Source organism: Brevundimonas sp. BAL450 (genome assembly GCF_015767455.1).
GTDB classification, from domain to species: Bacteria; Pseudomonadota; Alphaproteobacteria; order Caulobacterales; family Caulobacteraceae; genus Brevundimonas; species Brevundimonas abyssalis.
Map to the genome: position 1 here is coordinate 42,501 of NZ_JADWOW010000056.1, position 16,892 is coordinate 59,392.

Here is a 16,892-nt window from a genome sequence, read left to right on the forward strand (position 1 = left end):
CAAGAATCTGACGGACTCCCGTTTTCTACGACCCGAACTGACGCACCCTGCCCTCATGCTGCCGCTGCAGCACAGGGAGACCCCTCATGACACCAGACACCGGACACCGCATGCGCTCACCCGAAACCTGGGATGCAGCCCGCCAGGCTTATCTCGAGGGCGGCGGCGCCCAGGACATCTGCGACCGCTACGGCCTGACCCTCTCCACCTTCCGCGCCCGCGCCCGGCGCGAGGGCTGGCGGCGCGCCGACATGCCCGACCCCGAGCCCGGGCCCGAGCTGGACGATGTCGACGACGACTCACCGCTCCCCTCTCTTCAGGATATGTCCGCCACGGTCTGGCGGCGGGCGGTTCGAGCACTCAACCTGGGCCGCCCAGGCGAAACCCAGCGGTGGCTGGCCATCCACGCCCGCCTCGAGCAGCAGATTCGCGCCAATGAAGAGGCGCACCTCATCGCCCGCGCCATGGCTGTCGCCGACAGGCGCCGCGAGGCCGTCTAGCCGACCCGGCAATTGCACCAATTGCACCAATTGCACCGTGCATCCGACGACCCGGCGCCGCCTCGAAAAGCTCCGACGAAAGCGATGACGGCAGGTTCCAGGGTCCAGTGACCAGGTTTTAGGGAGATCCAGCGTCCTCGCAGCGGGGCGCACGACCCCGCACGCCCCCTCCCTTCGACCCTGGAACCTGGAACCTGAGCCCTACCCGGCCACGATATAGTTCTTCAGGCTCTCGGCTTCGCGGGTGGCGTCCTCGATCTGGCACTTCACCACATCCCCGATGGAGATCACGCCGCACAGGCGCTCGTCCTTCATGACGGGCAGATGCCGGATTCGCCGGTCGGTCATGCGGCCCATCAGGGCGCTGACGCCCTCCCCGGGCTCGGCGAACACCACCTCGGCCGTCATATGGTCGCGAACCGGCTGCCCCAGGGCGGCGGCGCCTTCCCGCGCCAGGGCCCGCACCACGTCCCGCTCGGAAAGGACGCCCGCAACCCGATCGTTCTCGCAGACGATCAGGGCGCCCACCTGCCGCTCAACCAGCTGTGAGGCGGCGCCCGCGAGGGTCTCGTCCGGGCTGATGGTGAAGACGGCGTCGCCCTTGGTTTTCAGTATTTCCGCGACAAGCAACTTCGGCGCTCCTCTTTATTAGAGAGCGGCCGAACCGGGGCCGTCAGGCTCCCCAGGGGCCGCCACGGCGATCAAGGTCGCTCATATGGCCCGGCGAATCAAACGCGGACTGACGAACCGTCGGCGGGCGGCCGAACAGTTTCGCCCAGGGTCCGATCAGAAGGAGCCCGGCGATCAGGCCGATCACATGGGCCTCCCAAGCGATTCGGGCGCCTTCCATGCCGGGCGTCACGCCCGCGCTGCCGATCACCCCGATCAGCACGTTCACGCCGATCCAGGCGGCGGCGGACGTCAGCACCCGTCGGTCGGTCAGCGGCAGGACACGCCCCTGCCCGCCCAGCATCCGCGTCGCCGCCCCGATCAGGCCGAACACCGCTCCCGACGCCCCCACCAGGGGCGCGGTCCCGTCCAGGTGCAGCAGGGCGTAGCCTCCGCCCGCGATCACGCCGCACGCTATATATAGAGAGAAGAACCCGATCAGCCCCTTCAGTCCGCCCATCAGGCGGGCGACCGGCGCGGCGAAGGCCAGGGCGCCCACCCCGTTCATGATGGCGTGCATCCAGCCGCCGTGGACCAGCATGTGCGTAACCAGCCCGGCATAGTCTCCCTCCGCCATGCGCGCGGGAATCAGGCCGTAGCGATAGCTGATCTCCATCTCGTCGGGTCCGCTCTGCAGGGCGTACAGACCCACGATCGAGGTCGCCAGCAACAGCGCCAGCACCGGCGCATTGAACACCGGCTCGCGGCCTGGCGGCGATTCGGGTGTCGGCGGCGTGGCGGGGCGTTCGGAATCCATGGGGATCAAATGCGCGTCCTGCCCCCGGTCATCAAGCGCTTCTTAACGACCCTGCCCCACTTTGGCACGCGGGTTGCTTTCCAGCCCGTTCACTCTGTTCGCGCGGGAGCGTCGAAATGGCAGGCGGCAAGATTATCGCGGTGACGGCCCTGGCCGTGGCCCTGGCGGCGCCGGAACTGGCGGCCGCCCAGTCGGCCGGGTCCTCCGGCGCGGCTCCGTTCCAGGCGGGCTATCAGGGGTCGCGCTACACCACCGCGCGCGCCGCCACCGGCTCGACCCGTGACGCCAACGGCAACCGCCTGATCGTCAACGGCATCATCCAGTCCGGGGCCAGCGCCTATTCGCAGAGCTCGGGCGGCGTGGCCTCCGCCTATTCGGGGGCCGGCAACGGCTCCACCGGCATCGCCGGCGCCACGGCCATCGGCAACAGCCTGAACGTGGTGATCCAGGGCAGCCGGAACACCGTCATCATCAATTCGCGCCAGACCAACACGGGCGACATCACCGCCGGAACCGCGCTGAACGGCACGCTGAACCTGGATGGCGATGATGAGTGAGACCAGACGCCGCTTCCGGCCTCTGATCGCCGCCACGGCGGCGGCCGCCCTCATGGCCGGCTGCGTCAGCACCTCGGCCGGACCTGACGGCCTTTACGCCAGGCCCATCGGCAATGCGCCGGTGACGGCCAACCCGACCCCCTATTCCACGGCCCTGTACTGCCTGGCCGACTACGCCCGCCGCTACGACCTGCCCTCGCCGCGCATCGCGGTGGGCCGGATCAGCGACTACACCGGCACGGTCTCGACGGACGGCGGCCGCCAGATCACCCAGGGCGCGTCCCTGATGGCCTTCTCGGCCCTGGCCAAGTCCGGCGCCCGCATGGTCGAGCGCTACGACACCTCGGTGTCCGAACTGGAGCTGCGCTACGCCAACAACCGCCTGATCGGCGAGGAAGGCGGCGCGGACAATCCCGAGGCCCCGCCCTTCCGCCAGATCCTGGCCGGACAGGTGCCCGGCTCCGACTTCTACATTGTCGGCGGCATCACCGAGGTGAACTACAACATCCGCTCGGCCGGCTTCGACATCGCCGGCGGCGAGGTGGACACCGACACCGGGGGCTCCGGCATTATCAACGGCCGGGTCTTCGTCATGAACGTCGCCCTGGACCTGCGCATGGTCCAGACCACGTCCATGGAGATCGTGGACGTCATCTCCTATCAGAAGCAGATCGTCGGCCGCGAAATCTCGGCGGGCGTGTTCGACTTCCTGAACGGCAACGTCTTCGACATCTCGGCCGGTCAGGGCGGCATGGAGCCGGTCCAGCTGGCCGTGCGCACCCTGGTGGAGCGCGCTGTGCTCGAGATGATGGCCAACCTCTACGGCGCGCCGGGCCCGGAAGTCTGCCTGAACGCCGCCAACGATCCCCTGGGCGGCTCGACCGTCGGCCCGACCGGCGGCTATTACCCCGCTTATCAGAACACGGATGCGAACAATGCCCAGACTCGCGCCGACCCGTCTCGCTGGCACGATCGCCGCGACGACACTGTGCGTCGCGGCCGCTACTGAGGCCGCAGCGCAGGATCCCGGACTGGTCCTGAACGGCCAGATCAACAACGCCGACGTCTTCGCGGGTCAGACCCTGAACGTGGTCGATTCCGAGGATCAGATCACCGCCTCCACCTATGCGGTGGGCAACCGCGCCTCGGCGTCGGGCGATGACGGCGTGGGCTTTCAGGTCCAGTCGGACCAGACCATGACCGGTAACGGCCGCTCGACCATCGAGCTGAACCTGTCGGGCGAGGCCGAGGGGCCCGTCACCCTCACCTCCCAGGTCGAGGGCAACCGGCTGGAGGCCCAGGCCTACGGCGCCGATCTCGATGTTCAGGCCACCCAGACCATGGGCGCCGCCGACCTGATCGCCGACGTCGCCGTCAACGGCGCGCCCGGGCGCATGCTCGGCGGCGGCCGGGTCCAGTCCTCGGCCAGCGGCAATGTCACGGCCATGGCCGGTTCGGCCGGCGTCGTCACCGCCGACATCGACCAGACCAGCGCCGCCTTCACCCAGGCCTACACCTTCGCCAATCCCCAGTATGTCCCGGCCGAGGCCGAGTTCACCGCCGAGGCCATCGGCAACACCGTCGCCTCCACCGTCACCCAGGGCGACCAGGATCTGACCATCCGCCAGCGCCAGACCGGCGCCGCCGTCTGGGCCACCACCAGCGCCAACGCCGGCAACGCCTGGGACCTGGCCGGCCGCGCCCGCGCCACCGCCAACCATGTGGCCGTCGCCAACCAGGGCGGCTCGGTCATCTCCCGCACCGACCAGGGCAACGTCGCGGACGTGCGCGCCAACGCCATCGTCACGGCCTACGACTTCGGCGAGGTCACCAGCCATGCGGGCGCCACCGCAAACTCGGTCCATGTGGGCAACGCCGACATCTATGTGCGCATCGACAACACCCAGGTGAACTCCGGGGGCGTCCAGGCCGACGCCTCGTTCCAGGGCAACGGCGGCTATGACGCCTATGTGGGCGCCGACGCCGCGGGCAACACCATCACCGCCTATTCCTGCTCGGACTGCCCCGGCTATCTGGAGGCGGCCAACACCCAGGTGAACAGCGGCGCCGTCACCGCCACCGCGAACACCCGCGTCGACAGCCATGGCCGGGCCGTGATCACCGGCGTCAACGCCGTCGGCAACTCGGCCACCTTCTACGTCACCCGGCCCGGCGGGGACTGATCGTCATCCCGGCTTGCCCCTGACGGGCATGCCCACTACGGTTGCGCCAGGCCGCCGCAAGGGGCGCGCGGTCGCCTGCTCGCCGGGAATTCGCGCTTTGCGCCGCCCGCTGCGACCGACCGGAGTTTACCATGCGTTCTCGTCTTTCCCGCCTGCTCATGGGCGCGTCCGCCGCCGTGCTGCTGACGTCCACGGGCCTGCCCGCCCATGCTTGGCAGGCTGCGCCGGCGTCGGCCGAGGCCGCACAGTCCGCCGCGCCCGGCTGGCCCCAGGCGACCAGCGACATCCCCGCCGACGCCAATGTGCGCTTCGGCCAGCTGCCCAACGGCATGCGCTACGCCATCATGCGCAACGCCACCCCGCCCCAGCAGGCCGCCCTTCGCCTGAACATCGACGCGGGCTCCCTGGCGGAGAACGAGGATCAGCTGGGCCTGGCCCACTTCCTCGAGCACATGGCCTTCAACGGCTCCACCAACATTCCCGAAGGCGAGATGACCCGGCGGCTGGAGCGGCTGGGCCTGTCCTTCGGCGGCGACACCAACGCCTTCACCAGCTTTGACCAGACCGCCTATCTGCTGAACCTGCCCAACACCTCCGACGAGGTGGTGGACACCAGCCTGATGGTCATGCGCGAAACCGCCAGCGAGCTGCTGTTCGATCCCGAAGCCGTGGACCGTGAGCGCGGCGTCATCGTCGGCGAGGAGCGCACCCGCAACACGCCCCAGCTGCGCGCCACCCGGGCCCTGCTTCAGTTCGTGGCCCCCGGCCAGCGCCTGTCCAACCGCCTGCCCATCGGCGACCTGGACATCATCCGCACCGCGCCCCGCGAGCGTTTCGTCGACTTCTACCGCGCCTACTACCGTCCCGAGCGCGCCACCCTGATCGCGGTCGGCGATTTCGACGTGGACGTGATGGAAGCCAAGATCCGCGACACCTTCGCGGACTGGACCAATGAGTATCCGGCCGGGCCTGATCCGGTCATCGGCGAACTGCAGCCGCGCGAGGCCGAGACCTACATCCATATCGAGCCCGGCGCCCAGTCCAGCGCCCAGCTGATCTGGACCCAGGAGCCCGACCAGCGTCCCGACAGCCTTGAGACGCGCCGCGAAGGCGTCCTGCGCAACCTGGGCCTGGCGGTCCTGAACCGGCGCATGAGCGAACTGTCGCGATCCTCCAACCCGCCCTTCCTCGGCGGCGGCGGCGGTCATCAGGAACTGTTCGGCGCCATGGACATCGGCCTGGTGGTCGCCAATTTCGAGACCGGCGCCTGGCAGCCGGCCATCGAGGCCGCTGAACAGGAGCAGCGCCGTCTGGTGCAGCACGGCGTCAGCGAGGCCGAGCTGCAGCGCGAGGTCACCGAGATCCGCACCGCGCTGGAGAACGCCGCCGCCGGCGCCGCCACGCGCCAGACCCCGGCCCTGGCCGGCGGCCTGCTCAACGCGGTCAACAACGAGGACGTCTTCACAAACCCGGCCACCAATCTGGCCATCTTCAACGCCGTGGTCGAAAGCATGACCGTGGCGGACGTCAACGCCATCCTGCGCGCCACCTTCGACGGCAACGGCCCCCTGGCCCTGATCACCACCCCCCAGCCCATCGAGGGCGGAGCGGCTGTAGTCACCGCGGCCCTGGAAGCGTCCCAGCAGGTTCCGGTGGAGGCCCCCGCCGCCACCGAGGCCATGGAATGGCCCTACACGGACTTCGGAACGGCCGCCGCGCCCTCAGACCAGTCCGTGATCGAGGATATGGGCACCACCCTGGTCACCTTCCCCAACGGCGTCCGCCTGACGGTCAAGCCGACCGACTTCAGCGATGAGCAGATCCTGGTGTCCGTGCGCGCGGGCGGCGGCGATCTGGACCTGCCTTCCGACCGCATGACCCCCCTGTGGGCCATCGATCCGGTGCTCAGCGAAGGCGGCCTCGGCCAGCTGACCCGCACCCAGATCGAACAGGTCCTCGCCGCCGACGTGGTCAGCGTCAGCGCGGGTGCGGGCCAGGACGCCTTCACCCTCTCCGGCGCCACGCGGCCCGAGGACTTCCAGACCCAGATGCAGCTTCTGGCGGCCTATTTCACCGACGCCGCCTGGCGCCCGGAGCCGTTCCAGCGGATGCAGGGCCTGATGGGCCAGTATCTGGACCAGTTGCGCGCCACCCCCGGCGGCGCCTTCGCGCTCGAGGGCTCGGGTCTCGTGGCCAACGGCGACAAGCGCTTCAGCTTCCCCACCGCCGAAGAGATCGCGGGCGGCTCCATCGATGAGATGCGTCAGCTGTTCACCCAGTCCACCGGCGCCGGTCCGGTCGAAATCCTGGTGGTGGGCGATGTGACGGTCGAGGACGCCGTCGCCGCGGTCGGCGCCACCTTCGGCGCCCTGCCCACCCGTTCGGCAGCGCCCGAGCGCCCGGCGTCGGCCCTCAACGTGGCCTTCCCGGCCCCGGTGTCCGAACCGGTCCGCCTGACCCACACGGGCCAGGCCGGACAGGCCCTGGGCTATGTGGCCTGGCCGACCACGGACTCCATCGGCGATCGCCGCGACGCCCGCATCGCCAGCCTGATGGCCGAGGTGCTGCAGCTGCGCGTCACCGACGAACTGCGTGAAAACCAGGGCGTGGCCTATTCGCCGCGCGCCGGGGCCAGCTCCTCGACGGTGTTCCCGGACTACGGCTACGCCTTCATCCAGATCGAGACGCCGCCCGAGGCCCTGGACGGCTTCTTCGAGACGGCCGACCAGATCGCGGCCGGCCTGCGCGACGCTCCGGTCGACGAGGATGAACTGAACCGCGCCCGCCTGTCGGTGGTCGAGTCCATCCGGCGGGCTCGCAACACCAACCCCTACTGGCTGAACGCCCTGGACGGCTTCCACGACGATCCGACCAAGATCGAAGCGGTCCGCAACATCCTGACCGAGCTGGAATCCATCACGCCCGAGGAAATCCAGCAGGCGGCCCAGGCCTACCTCCAGCCTGACCGCGCCTGGCGCGCCACGGTCACGGCCGAGGCGGCGGCCGAATAGAACCTGATCGGTTGAGGTGGGATCGCTTTCGCGATTCCACCGATGCCGGGAATCAGGCTCTCGCTTAAGCTTGCTGACGAAAAACGGCCCCGGTCGGTGACCGGGGCCGTCAAGTCGCACTCAGGAAGGCGTCGATCAGATCGACCGGCCCATCGTGGCCCGCCGCGCATGACGCGGCGCTGAACGGCGGGTTCAGAACACCCGGCCGCCCACGCCCCCGTCCAGGGTGATGGCCGAGTTGATCACTTCACCATAGGACTCCTCGATCACCTCTTCGCGCCAGGCCGTGTAGGTCTCTTCGCGATACAGGGTCAGGATCTTGATGCCCGCGCCGTAGCGGCGCAGCAGCGACCGCTCGTTGCAGTCCCGCTCGGGACGCTGCGGGCGGCATTCGACGATCCCGCGCGAATGCCACAGGGACTCGCCCGCACGGCATTGCAGCGTCTCGCCGCCGTCGAAATTCACCTCGTCCAGATATTCGGCCAGGGTCACCTGCAGGCGCGTGCCCGCCAGGCAGCGGTACAGTTCGCCCTCATAGCTTTCCAGCACGTCGCGGCCGGGGCGCACCTGGGCGGCGGGATGGGGCACGGACCGCGTGTCGATGCACACGGCCTGGATCACCACGCGGCGCATCGAGCGGCGCGTCTCGGTATAGGGCACCCGCACCATCCGGCTCATGGCCATGCCGCCCACGTTCAGGCCCTGGATCGTGGTGGGATAGGGCTGGTCCACCTGGAAATAGGCGCCGCCCCCACCGCCGACCACGATGGTCGAGCCCGCACGCGCCGAGGCGCCAGCGCGGGCCGAGGCGTTGACGTTGGTGTTCACATTGACGTTGACGTTCACATTGCCTCCACCGCCGCAGCACGGCGGCGGCGGCGGCGGACAGGTGGTCGGCCCGCATTGGGCCGCCGCCTCGTCGGCCAGGCCGACCACGAACAGGCCCGCAAGGGCCGGCATCCAGTGTCTGATCCGCAACCGCATGGGTCGGGCTCCCGCATTCAAAACCTTGCCCGGCCCTGCAAGACGCAGGCCGGTTCAGATTGCCATACAGACAGCAAACCCTTGCGTTTCCGTTGCCATGACCCCGGCGCCGGGCGGCCCGACCCTTGCGAAGGCGCCGCCGATGACAGATTCGGTGTTTCATTCCGGCATTCAGCGGCTTGTGGACGCGTGGACGGCCTTGCCCGGCGCGTCGCGCATTCCCGATCGCGCCGCCTTCGACCCCAATGCCCTGGGCCGCCTTCTGCCGCAGGTGTTCCTCGCCGAGCGTCGGGATGAGGGCCTGGTGTTCCGCCTGGCCGGCGGCTGGATCGAGCGCGCTCATGGCCGCCCGCTCAAGGGTGCCTATGTGCTGGAGGTCTGGCGCCGCGAAAGCCGGCTGATGGTCCACCGGGGGCTGGCCCAGGCGTTCCGCGAGGGCCGCCCCATGATCTTCAGCGCCGACATGGAGATGGAGGACGGCGCCCTGCTGCCCGCCGAGATCGTGGCCGCCCCCCTGCGCGGCCCCACCGGCCTGCCCGACCGGCTGCTCGGTCTTTATCAGCCCCTGGGGGCCGATGGCGACGAGGCGAAGGATGTCCAGGGCCTGATCGTGCGCGCCATGACCCCCGCCGCCACGCCGCCCGTGCGCCGCGCCGCCCTGACCCTCGCGGCCGTCGACGGCCGCCGCATCGCCTAATCGAGTTTGGTCAGGCCCCGCGCATACCGCTTCCAGTTCTGCACATAGTGCTCGGCCGACATCCTCAGCATCTCGATCTGGGGCGGCTCCAGGGTGCGGATCACCTTGCCCGGCGCCCCCACAACCAGTGAGTTGTCGGGGATCTCCTTGCCTTCGGTGATGATCGCCCCCGCCCCGATGATGCAGTTGCGGCCGATCCTGGCCCGGTTCAGCACCACGGCGTTGATGCCGATCAGGCTGTTGTCGCCGATGTCGCAGCCGTGGAGCATCACCTTGTGCCCCACCGTCACCCCGCGGCCGATGGTCAGCGGCACGCCCACGTCATTATGCAGCACCGAACCGTCCTGGATGTTGCTGTCCGGCCCGATGGTGATGGGCTCGTTGTCGCCACGCACCACCGCGTTCCACCAGATGCTGGCGCCCGGGTGAAGAATCACGTCTCCTATCACCGTCGCATTCGGCGCGATCCAGTATTCGCCCTCTGGCGGAAGCTGCGGTTGCTTTGCGTCAAGACTGTAAACAGTCATCCGAACTCCTCGTAACTTTTATCTTTTTCAGCGCTTTAAGCGTTTGGAAACCACGTTAGCATCAAACTTGTTCAGCGATTCGAGATCGCGCCAGCGACTTCGGATCCGTAGCCGGATCACGCCCGGTCCGGCCAGACACGAGGACGCTTGCGTGTCGCGTTTCGTTCGGCGGCGGGTTTTCCCGCCGGGAGCCCTGCCCCCGACCGGTTGCGACGGCGCCCTGCGTCTTTTCTCCTCCCCAACGCTCTCGTTCGAGGCGGGTCCCTTCCGGGTCTCGCCTTTTTTCATGCCTCGGAGGCTACCATGACCAAGCGTTCCGCCCTCAAGCGCCAATCCCGTGAAATGGCCAGGGAGGGCGTGTTCGATACACGCCAGTTTTCCGAGGACGCCAAGGTCCGGCGGCTTCCAACCCAGCAGGGCTGGTCGCCCTATCCGTCCAATGACGACCGCGACCAGTCCTACATGAAGACCCTCAAGCCCAAGTCGGACGGTCAGGCCGAACTGATGGAGGCCATCGACACCCACAATCTGGCCCTGGCCCTCGGGCCGGCAGGCACCGGCAAGACCTATCTGGCCGTGGCCAAGGCGGTCGAGGCGCTGGAAGCGGGCAAGGTCGGCCGCATCGTTCTGTCTCGTCCGGCGGTCGAGGCCGGCGAGTCCATCGGCTACCTGCCGGGCGACATGGAGGACAAGCTGGCCCCATATCTGCGGCCCCTCTACGACGCCCTGTCGGACCGCCTCTCCATGAAGCGGGTCAAGGCCCTGATGGCCGAAGGCCTGATCGAGATCGCGCCGGTGGGATACATGCGCGGCCGCACCCTGAACAACGCCTTCATCGTGGTGGACGAGGCCCAGAACTGCACCTACGTCCAGCTCAAGATGTTGCTGACCCGGCTGGGCTGGCACTCCACCATGGTGGTCACCGGCGACCCCCAGCAGTCCGACCTGCTGCCCTCCTTGTCCGGCCTGTCCGACATCGCCGAACGCCTGGAGGCCGTGTCCGGCATCGCCGTGGTCCGCCTGGCCGAACAGGACATCGTCCGCCACCCTCTGGTGGCCAGCATGATCGGGGTGCTCTGACCACGATCCTCCCCCATCGGGGGAGGGGGACCGCGAAGCGGTGGAGGGGGCTGCCCGCTCCACCGACTTCCGGTCAGACCATCGCCGCTGAACCGCCCCCTCCACCATGCTGCGCATGGTCCCCCTCCCCCGATGAGGGAGGATTTTTGCGCGCATCCAGCCAGTCCGCCAGCCTGAACATGAACGGATTGATGGCGATGGAGATCAGGGCCCCGGCCAGGATCAGGTCCTGGGTCTCGCGGCTCATTGCGCCCAGATAGACGCTCAGCGACGCCAGGATGAAGGTGAACTCGCCCACCTGGGCCAGGCTGGCGGCGACCGTGAAGCTGACGTGGCGGTTGACCCGGAACAGGCTGGTGATGGCCAGCGCCGCCATGGACTTGCCCACCAGCACGATCATCAGCACGCCGAACACCGCCAGGGGCTCGCGGATCACGATGGTCGGGTCGAACAGCATCCCCACCGAGACGAAGAACAGCACCGCGAAGGCGTCGCGCAGGGGCAGCGCCCGCTCCGCCGCATTGTGCCCCAGCGGCGTGCCGTTCAGCACCACTCCCGCGACGAACGCCCCCAGGGCGAACGAGGCGCCGAACACCGCATAGGCCAGCCAGGCGATACCCAGGGCGATGGCCAGCACGCCAAGGGTGAACAGCTCACGCGACTTGGTGTGGGCGATGCGCACCAGAACCCAGGGCAGCACCCGCCCGCCGACCACGAACATCAGTCCCACGAAGACAGCCACCTTCAGCAGGGTCCAGCCGATGGACAGACCCAGGGTCGCGGGGTCCGCTGCCTGCCCGCCCGGCAGCACCAGCAGGGGCAGCATGACCAGGGCGATGACGATGACCAGATCCTCGACGATCAGCCAGCCGATGGCCACGCGCCCGACCTCGGTCTTGATCTGCTGGCGCTCCTCCAGCGCCCGCAAGAGCACCACGGTGGAGGCCACCGACAGGGAGAAGCCCAGCAACAGGGCCTCGCCGTCGCCCATGCCCAGCAATCGTCCCAGCGCCCAGCCCAGCAGCGTAGCCGCCGAAATCTGGGCCAGGGCGCCCGGCACGGCGACCTTGCGCACCTTCATCAGGTCGCGGGGCGAGAAATGCAGCCCCACCCCGAACATCAGCAGGATGACCCCGATCTCGGCCAGTTGCGGCGCCAGCTCCATGTCCGCCACATAGCCCGGGGTGAACGGCCCGATCAGAACCCCCGCCAGCAGATAGCCCACCAGCGGCGACAGCCTCAGCCGGTTGGCGATCATGCCGAACACGAACGCCAGCACGAAACCGCCCACAAGGGTGATGATCAGGCTGTCGGCGTGCGGCATCCTCGCTCCGGTTCAGGTGGGTGTCCCACCTAACTGGAGCGAGGCGCGGAAAAGGGCAAGCAAGGCACGATCATCTCCCTTTCGCGGGAGAGGCCCTCACCAGTTTCCGTAGACGGGGATGAACCGGCTGCGCAGGCGGCTGACCTCGCGGTCCGCGTCCGTCACGTCATAGGACAGGGCGTTAGCCTGGTCGTTTGCCGTGTCGCGGTCACGACGCAGGCGGCGGATGCGCTCGCGGATCGTGCGGCGGTTCTCGTCGGTCAGCCCTTCCTCGTTGGCGAGGCGGTATTCCTCGTCGCGGATGTCCTGCTCGTATTCGGCGGCCTGGGCGCGGAGCTCATCGGCGCGCGCGCGCAGGGTGTCGGCGCGCTGCATGGCGTCCCAGATCAGTCTGCCATCGGCATAGGCGTATAGAAAATCCTGCTCCAGATCGGCAGGACAGAATCCGTTGGCATACCCGCCGCCCGACACCGCGACCCGGAAGGCGCGGCCCGGCACGCAATACTGGCGCACGCCCTGCTCATGACCCCGGTAATAGGCGCTCGGGTCCGGCGTCACCCCGTGCCGGGCGCAGGCCTCGGCGTGGTCAGACAGCCGCCCGGCGCCGTAGCCCGCCACGCCGTCTGCGCGGCCCTGGCCGACCCAGTCACCCGCAAGACACTGGTCCTCGCTCATGGTGGCGCAGCTGCCCAAGCCCATCAGGACCGCCCCCGCCGCCAGCGTCAGAACAATGCGCATGATCCTGCTCCCCGTTAACCTCTTCGCCCGGCGGCTAGATGCCTCAAGGAACCCGGTTTGGCCAGAGCTTGACGGTTCCACCGCTGGATTTCCGGTCCAGTTCACCCCACACAGGCTGAATGGATGCTGACGAAGATGTTGAGGAAACCGGCGGGGCCGCCCGGACCGTGCGCCTGACCGAATCCCACGCCGGCCAGCGGCTGGACAAGGCTCTGGCCGACGAGATGCCCGACCTGTCCCGCGCCCGGCTCCAGGCCCTGATCGAACAGGGCCGCGTCACCCTGGACGGCGCGCCCGTATCCCGCGCGGGCAAGGCCGCGCCGGGGCTCTACGACATCCTGATCCCGGCGCTCGCCCCGGCGGATCCGGCTCCGGAGGCCCTGCCCCTGCCAGTGCTGTTCGAGGACGCCCACCTGATCGTGGTGGACAAGCCCGCGGGCATGGCTGCCCATCCGGCGCCCGGCAACGAGACCGGCACCCTGGTCAACGCCCTGCTGCATCACTGCGCGGGCTCGCTGTCAGGCGTCGGCGGGGTGGCCCGGCCCGGCATCGTCCACCGGCTGGACAAGGACACCTCCGGCGTCATGGTCGCCGCCAAGTCCGATGCGGCCCACGCGGGCCTGTCGGCCCTGTTCGCGACCCACGACATCGAGCGCACCTACATCGCCCTGACGCGGGGCGGACCCGACCCGGCGCGGGGCCGCATCGAGACGCAGATCGGCCGCTCCAACGCCGACCGCAAGAAGATGGCGGTGCTGAAATCCGGCGGACGGCTGGCCATCACCGACTACCGGGTCCAGCAGGTGTTCGGCGCACCGAAAAAGCCCGGCGGCGCCCCCATGGCCGCCCGCGTCGCCTGCACCCTGCACACCGGCCGCACGCACCAGATCCGCGTGCACCTGGCGTCGAAAGGGGCGCCGATCCTGGGCGATCCCACTTATGGCTCCGGCAGCCCGGTCCAGCCGGTGAAGGACGCCATCGCCGCCGCCAGCCTGAAGCGCCAGGCCCTGCACGCCGCCGTCCTGGGCTTCGTCCACCCGATCACCGGCGAAGCCCTGCGCTTCGAAACCGATCCCCCGGAAGACATGCGGATGCTGGAGATCCTGCTGGCCGACCTCTAGACTCGCCGCACCCTCACCGCCATCCACGGGCGTCCCGGCAGGCTGACCGTGAGCCTCGCCGGATCGTGGAAGAAGTAGCGGTCCTTGCGCGCCATGGTGAAGACGCCCGGCAGGGTGTCGATGGTCATGGCCCAGGTGTCGATGACGTCCACCTCGAACCGCTCGCCGCCCTCCAGCTCGTCTCGCGGAAGATCGACGGTCCATTCGGTGGGCGCGTCCTCGCCGAAGTAGCGCAGATAGAGCCGGCCCAGCTTGCCGCCCAGATGCTGCTCCCACCACTTGTCGATGGGTTCGTAGCCGGGGGCCGGCGCCGCATCCATCACGCCCTTGAAGAAGGCCAGCCGCGCCGGGCTTTCGCCCACCAGCGTGCCGCCGATGCCGAGCCAGAAGCCCGCGTCGGAATTCGGCGTGGTTTCGCTGTGGCCCACGTAGGTTCCGGCGATCAGCCCCTCCCAGAAGGCGCGGGTCATCTCCTGACCGGTCAGATTGCCCCAGCGGTCCTCCATGGTCCCCTCGTAGCGGACCTCGTCGAACACCACCGGCTTGTACCAAACGTCGCGGTAGATCACCGCCCGCGCGTCATCCACCACGGCCGAGCCGTTCTGGATCGAGGCGTGGGTCACCCATGGGTGCGAGTTGTCATAGATGCGCCGCCAGTTGTGGATCGACCGCAACCGCCCGTGTGGGTCCACATCGCGCACCAGCTGGAACATGCGGTCCCAGTCGGCGTCTGTCTTGTGCTCCAGAATGTCGAACTCGTTGGCCATGGACCACCAGACATTCCGGTAGGCCGACAGCCGCGCGACCACATGGCGGATGACCCGGTCATCCACCTCGGCCGGCATGCGGTCAAAGCCCCAGCGATCCTCGTCATAGGGGTGGAACAGGATCACATCGGCCTGCACGCCCAGCGCCATCAGGGCGGCCACCTGCTGGTCCAGCCGCTGGAAATAGGCCGGATTGAACCGGGTGAAATCCCAGTCCGCCTCGCCCGGCCCGCTTTTCTCGAACGGGAACAGCGGTTCATGCGGAATGGAGCCGTTTGGGAAGACCAGCATGCGGATCTTGTTGAACGGCGAAGCGGCGAGGGTCTCCAACGTCCGCAACCGTTGCGCCTCGCCCTGGTGAGTCCAGCCGTAGCTGGTGGTGCCCAGCGGACGATAGGGCGTGCCGTCCGCATGGGCGAAGTGGAAGGTGTCGGCCACGGCGACCGGCCCATGATTGCCTTGCCCCGGCGCCGTCGCGCGTAAGGCGCCGCTACGGCCGTCCAGGTCCGCCAGGTCGCTCCGGATCGTCCATGTCCAGGAGCCCTCTTCAGGTGGGCTGAACCGCACGCGCCAGACGCCCTCGCCGTCATAGAACCCGGGCGCTTCGATTGTTCGACCGCCGTGGGTGAACACGCCCGTCACGGTGACATCGAACGGGTTGCCCGGCGCCCGCCCGCTCAGGGCCGCCTCGAAGAGGCCCCAGCGTTCCACGCTATCCGGCGCCCCCTGGGCCCGGGCCGGGCCGGCCGTCAGCGCGGCGGCGGCCGCCGCCAGCCCCAATCCCATCACATCCCGCCTGTGAAACCCCTGCATTACGTTTCCCCGTTGCTTATGGAGAAACCATGCCGTGGAAACCGGTTACCGCAAAGTCCGCTTGCCCGGTTTTCCACGCCCGCTAGGCTCCGGTGAATACGACAGGGAAAACTGACATGACGGAACAGGGCGCCTTCACCGACAACACCGAGGCCAAACGGTATGAACTGGCCGTCGACGGCGGGATCATCGTCGCCACCTACAATCTGGTGGACGGCGGCGTGATGATCACCGAAACGATCACCCCAGTTCCACTTGAAGGCAAAGGCCACGCCAGCGCCCTGGCCCGTCACGTCCTGGCGGACATCGAGGCGCGAGGGCTCAAGATCCTGCCCGTCTGCCCCTTCTTCGCCGGCTGGCTGAAACGGCATCCCGAACACGCCGAAACGGTCCACCCCACCTATCGCCAGATCATCGGCATCTGACTCTGTCAGCTTCCGTGTGCAGCATGGCCCTCGCCATGGGGGCACGATTCGGTCCGCCCTCCAGACAGGAGACGGACCATGACGCTGCGCTTGCTTGCAATCCTTGTCGCCGCCGCCCTTGCCGCACCCGGCCAGGCACGACAGCCGGAACCCGGGTCACCGGCCGCCCATGAGGCTCTGGCGCAGGACATCGCCAGCTTCATGGCTGTCACCCGCTGGGACTGGAGCCTGAGATGGGACGCCTTCGGGACCCGCTCACGCAACACGCGCTGGCATCTGGCGCCGCCCAATCCCTGGTCCACGCACGATCTGGAGCACGGGGTCACCCGCCGCACAGGCTGGATCGAGTCCGGCGGCCGTCAGATCGCCGTGGCGGTTTGCGGCGATGATCAGCGCGTCCTGAAGCTGGCGGCCCACGTCGACGGCGGGTACGGCGGCGAAGGCATGCCTGACCTGATCGCCGCTTTCGCACATACGGAGGCCAGGACGACCCCGCTGGCCGCGCGGGACGAAACCCGTTTCTGGCGTCTCGATCGACCGGAACGTGATCCGGCCACCCTGGCCCTGACCGCAGCCTGCACGCCGGAAGGCTCGGCCGCCGCGCGCAGGTGCTGGACCGTGGCCGAAGTCTTCTTCCGCCCGGACTATGATCCCGACTCTCCCGCCGCCGCCCTGCCCGCCGAGCGGTGCCGTTTGCCGGGCCGAGACTAGTCCGTCTTGAAAAAGGACTGACTTCCTG

General features: G+C 68.6%; 17 protein-coding genes. 10 read left to right on the forward strand and 7 right to left on the reverse strand.

Translation table 11 applies throughout. The features are described 5' to 3' along the window. Positions 1–110 precede the first annotated feature (110 nt). Entirely contained in the window at positions 111–500 is a 390-nt protein-coding gene (locus tag IWC96_RS11770) for a hypothetical protein (protein ID WP_021696868.1), read from the forward strand. Positions 501–701: 201 nt separating this feature from the next. On the opposite strand, the gene IWC96_RS11775 is transcribed toward IWC96_RS11770, so the two are convergent. Both IWC96_RS11775 and IWC96_RS11780 read right to left on the reverse strand, forming a co-directional pair. After that, positions 702–1,130 carry a CBS domain-containing protein gene (locus IWC96_RS11775; protein WP_021696867.1) on the reverse strand — a complete coding sequence of 143 codons (429 nt, stop codon included), beginning with the start codon at positions 1,128–1,130 and terminating at the stop codon, positions 702–704. 43 nt (positions 1,131–1,173) lie between these two features. Further along, positions 1,174–1,926 carry a rhomboid family intramembrane serine protease gene (locus IWC96_RS11780; protein WP_081703428.1) on the reverse strand — a complete coding sequence of 251 codons (753 nt, stop codon included), beginning with the start codon at positions 1,924–1,926 and terminating at the stop codon, positions 1,174–1,176. 116 nt (positions 1,927–2,042) lie between these two features. Here IWC96_RS11780 and hfaA point away from each other — a divergent pair, with 116 nt between their 5' ends. The 4 genes from hfaA to IWC96_RS11800 all read left to right on the forward strand — a co-directional run bounded on the left by hfaA (position 2,043) and on the right by IWC96_RS11800 (position 7,677). Continuing rightward, positions 2,043–2,483, forward strand: coding sequence for a holdfast anchoring protein HfaA (hfaA, locus tag IWC96_RS11785; protein WP_021696865.1), 441 nt, complete (start codon positions 2,043–2,045; stop codon positions 2,481–2,483). Further along, entirely contained in the window at positions 2,476–3,492 is a 1,017-nt protein-coding gene (gene hfaB, locus IWC96_RS11790) for a holdfast anchoring protein HfaB (protein WP_370541140.1), read from the forward strand. The genes hfaA and hfaB overlap by 8 nt, the downstream gene beginning before the upstream one ends. Next, complete coding sequence (gene hfaD, locus IWC96_RS11795) at positions 3,419–4,666, forward strand: holdfast anchor protein HfaD (protein ID WP_196838991.1); 1,248 nt, start codon at positions 3,419–3,421, stop codon at positions 4,664–4,666. The genes hfaB and hfaD overlap by 74 nt, the downstream gene beginning before the upstream one ends. Positions 4,667–4,797: 131 nt before the next feature. Then, positions 4,798–7,677: a pitrilysin family protein gene (locus tag IWC96_RS11800; protein WP_196838992.1), complete on the forward strand. Its 2,880-nt coding sequence runs from the start codon at positions 4,798–4,800 to the stop codon at positions 7,675–7,677. Positions 7,678–7,869: 192 nt separating this feature from the next. On the opposite strand, the gene IWC96_RS11805 is transcribed toward IWC96_RS11800, so the two are convergent. Next, positions 7,870–8,661: a hypothetical protein gene (locus tag IWC96_RS11805; RefSeq protein WP_231379048.1), complete on the reverse strand. Its 792-nt coding sequence runs from the start codon at positions 8,659–8,661 to the stop codon at positions 7,870–7,872. Positions 8,662–8,803: 142 nt separating this feature from the next. On the opposite strand from IWC96_RS11805, the gene IWC96_RS11810 reads away from it, so the two are divergent. Then, positions 8,804–9,358, forward strand: a complete 555-nt coding sequence (locus tag IWC96_RS11810) for a PAS domain-containing protein (RefSeq protein WP_196838993.1) — start codon at positions 8,804–8,806, stop codon at positions 9,356–9,358. On the opposite strand, the gene IWC96_RS11815 is transcribed toward IWC96_RS11810, so the two are convergent. After that, positions 9,355–9,885 carry a gamma carbonic anhydrase family protein gene (locus IWC96_RS11815; protein ID WP_021698779.1) on the reverse strand — a complete coding sequence of 177 codons (531 nt, stop codon included), beginning with the start codon at positions 9,883–9,885 and terminating at the stop codon, positions 9,355–9,357. The two genes, IWC96_RS11810 and IWC96_RS11815, sit on opposite strands and share 4 nt — an antisense overlap. Positions 9,886–10,188: 303 nt before the next feature. Here IWC96_RS11815 and IWC96_RS11820 point away from each other — a divergent pair, with 303 nt between their 5' ends. Beyond that, the gene (locus IWC96_RS11820) at positions 10,189–10,965 is read left to right on the forward strand and encodes a PhoH family protein (protein WP_196838994.1); all 777 of its coding nucleotides are present in this window, start codon (positions 10,189–10,191) and stop codon (positions 10,963–10,965) included. Positions 10,966–11,038: 73 nt separating this feature from the next. Here IWC96_RS11820 and IWC96_RS11825 read toward each other — a convergent pair whose 3' ends face one another. Both IWC96_RS11825 and IWC96_RS11830 read right to left on the reverse strand, forming a co-directional pair. Beyond that, positions 11,039–12,289: a cation:proton antiporter gene (locus tag IWC96_RS11825; protein ID WP_196838995.1), complete on the reverse strand. Its 1,251-nt coding sequence runs from the start codon at positions 12,287–12,289 to the stop codon at positions 11,039–11,041. A gap of 96 nt (positions 12,290–12,385) precedes the next feature. After that, positions 12,386–13,027 carry a DUF2799 domain-containing protein gene (locus tag IWC96_RS11830; RefSeq protein WP_021697212.1) on the reverse strand — a complete coding sequence of 214 codons (642 nt, stop codon included), beginning with the start codon at positions 13,025–13,027 and terminating at the stop codon, positions 12,386–12,388. A 119-nt stretch (positions 13,028–13,146) separates the two neighbouring features. Here IWC96_RS11830 and IWC96_RS11835 point away from each other — a divergent pair, with 119 nt between their 5' ends. Further along, positions 13,147–14,148, forward strand: coding sequence for an RluA family pseudouridine synthase (locus IWC96_RS11835; RefSeq protein WP_021697211.1), 1,002 nt, complete (start codon positions 13,147–13,149; stop codon positions 14,146–14,148). On the opposite strand, the gene IWC96_RS11840 is transcribed toward IWC96_RS11835, so the two are convergent. After that, positions 14,145–15,701, reverse strand: coding sequence for a DUF5605 domain-containing protein (locus tag IWC96_RS11840; protein WP_196838996.1), 1,557 nt, complete (start codon positions 15,699–15,701; stop codon positions 14,145–14,147). The two genes, IWC96_RS11835 and IWC96_RS11840, sit on opposite strands and share 4 nt — an antisense overlap. Before the next feature lie 143 nt (positions 15,702–15,844). Between IWC96_RS11840 and IWC96_RS11845 the strand changes: the two genes are divergently transcribed. Both IWC96_RS11845 and IWC96_RS11850 read left to right on the forward strand, forming a co-directional pair. Then, positions 15,845–16,153 (forward strand): GNAT family N-acetyltransferase, encoded by a 309-nt coding sequence (locus IWC96_RS11845; RefSeq protein WP_196838997.1) that lies wholly within the window; start codon positions 15,845–15,847, stop codon positions 16,151–16,153. A gap of 78 nt (positions 16,154–16,231) precedes the next feature. After that, positions 16,232–16,864, forward strand: a complete 633-nt coding sequence (locus IWC96_RS11850) for a hypothetical protein (protein ID WP_021697208.1) — start codon at positions 16,232–16,234, stop codon at positions 16,862–16,864. Positions 16,865–16,892 lie beyond the last annotated feature (28 nt).

What these genes read in the sequence shown, in the direction of transcription:
- IWC96_RS11770 (WP_021696868.1), top strand. Translation starts at nt 111, where the DNA reads ATGCGCTCACCCGAAACCTGGGATGCAGCCCGCCAGGCTTATCTCGAG.
- IWC96_RS11780 (WP_081703428.1), bottom strand. Translation starts at nt 1,926, where the DNA reads ATGGATTCCGAACGCCCCGCCACGCCGCCGACACCCGAATCGCCGCCA.
- hfaA (WP_021696865.1), top strand. Translation starts at nt 2,043, where the DNA reads ATGGCAGGCGGCAAGATTATCGCGGTGACGGCCCTGGCCGTGGCCCTG.
- hfaB (WP_370541140.1), top strand. Translation starts at nt 2,476, where the DNA reads ATGAGTGAGACCAGACGCCGCTTCCGGCCTCTGATCGCCGCCACGGCG.
- hfaD (WP_196838991.1), top strand. Translation starts at nt 3,419, where the DNA reads ATGCCCAGACTCGCGCCGACCCGTCTCGCTGGCACGATCGCCGCGACG.
- IWC96_RS11800 (WP_196838992.1), top strand. Translation starts at nt 4,798, where the DNA reads ATGCGTTCTCGTCTTTCCCGCCTGCTCATGGGCGCGTCCGCCGCCGTG.
- IWC96_RS11805 (WP_231379048.1), bottom strand. Translation starts at nt 8,661, where the DNA reads ATGCGGTTGCGGATCAGACACTGGATGCCGGCCCTTGCGGGCCTGTTC.
- IWC96_RS11810 (WP_196838993.1), top strand. Translation starts at nt 8,804, where the DNA reads ATGACAGATTCGGTGTTTCATTCCGGCATTCAGCGGCTTGTGGACGCG.
- IWC96_RS11815 (WP_021698779.1), bottom strand. Translation starts at nt 9,885, where the DNA reads ATGACTGTTTACAGTCTTGACGCAAAGCAACCGCAGCTTCCGCCAGAG.
- IWC96_RS11820 (WP_196838994.1), top strand. Translation starts at nt 10,189, where the DNA reads ATGACCAAGCGTTCCGCCCTCAAGCGCCAATCCCGTGAAATGGCCAGG.
- IWC96_RS11825 (WP_196838995.1), bottom strand. Translation starts at nt 12,289, where the DNA reads ATGCCGCACGCCGACAGCCTGATCATCACCCTTGTGGGCGGTTTCGTG.
- IWC96_RS11830 (WP_021697212.1), bottom strand. Translation starts at nt 13,027, where the DNA reads ATGCGCATTGTTCTGACGCTGGCGGCGGGGGCGGTCCTGATGGGCTTG.
- IWC96_RS11835 (WP_021697211.1), top strand. Translation starts at nt 13,147, where the DNA reads ATGGATGCTGACGAAGATGTTGAGGAAACCGGCGGGGCCGCCCGGACC.
- IWC96_RS11840 (WP_196838996.1), bottom strand. Translation starts at nt 15,701, where the DNA reads ATGGGATTGGGGCTGGCGGCGGCCGCCGCCGCGCTGACGGCCGGCCCG.
- IWC96_RS11845 (WP_196838997.1), top strand. Translation starts at nt 15,845, where the DNA reads ATGACGGAACAGGGCGCCTTCACCGACAACACCGAGGCCAAACGGTAT.
- IWC96_RS11850 (WP_021697208.1), top strand. Translation starts at nt 16,232, where the DNA reads ATGACGCTGCGCTTGCTTGCAATCCTTGTCGCCGCCGCCCTTGCCGCA.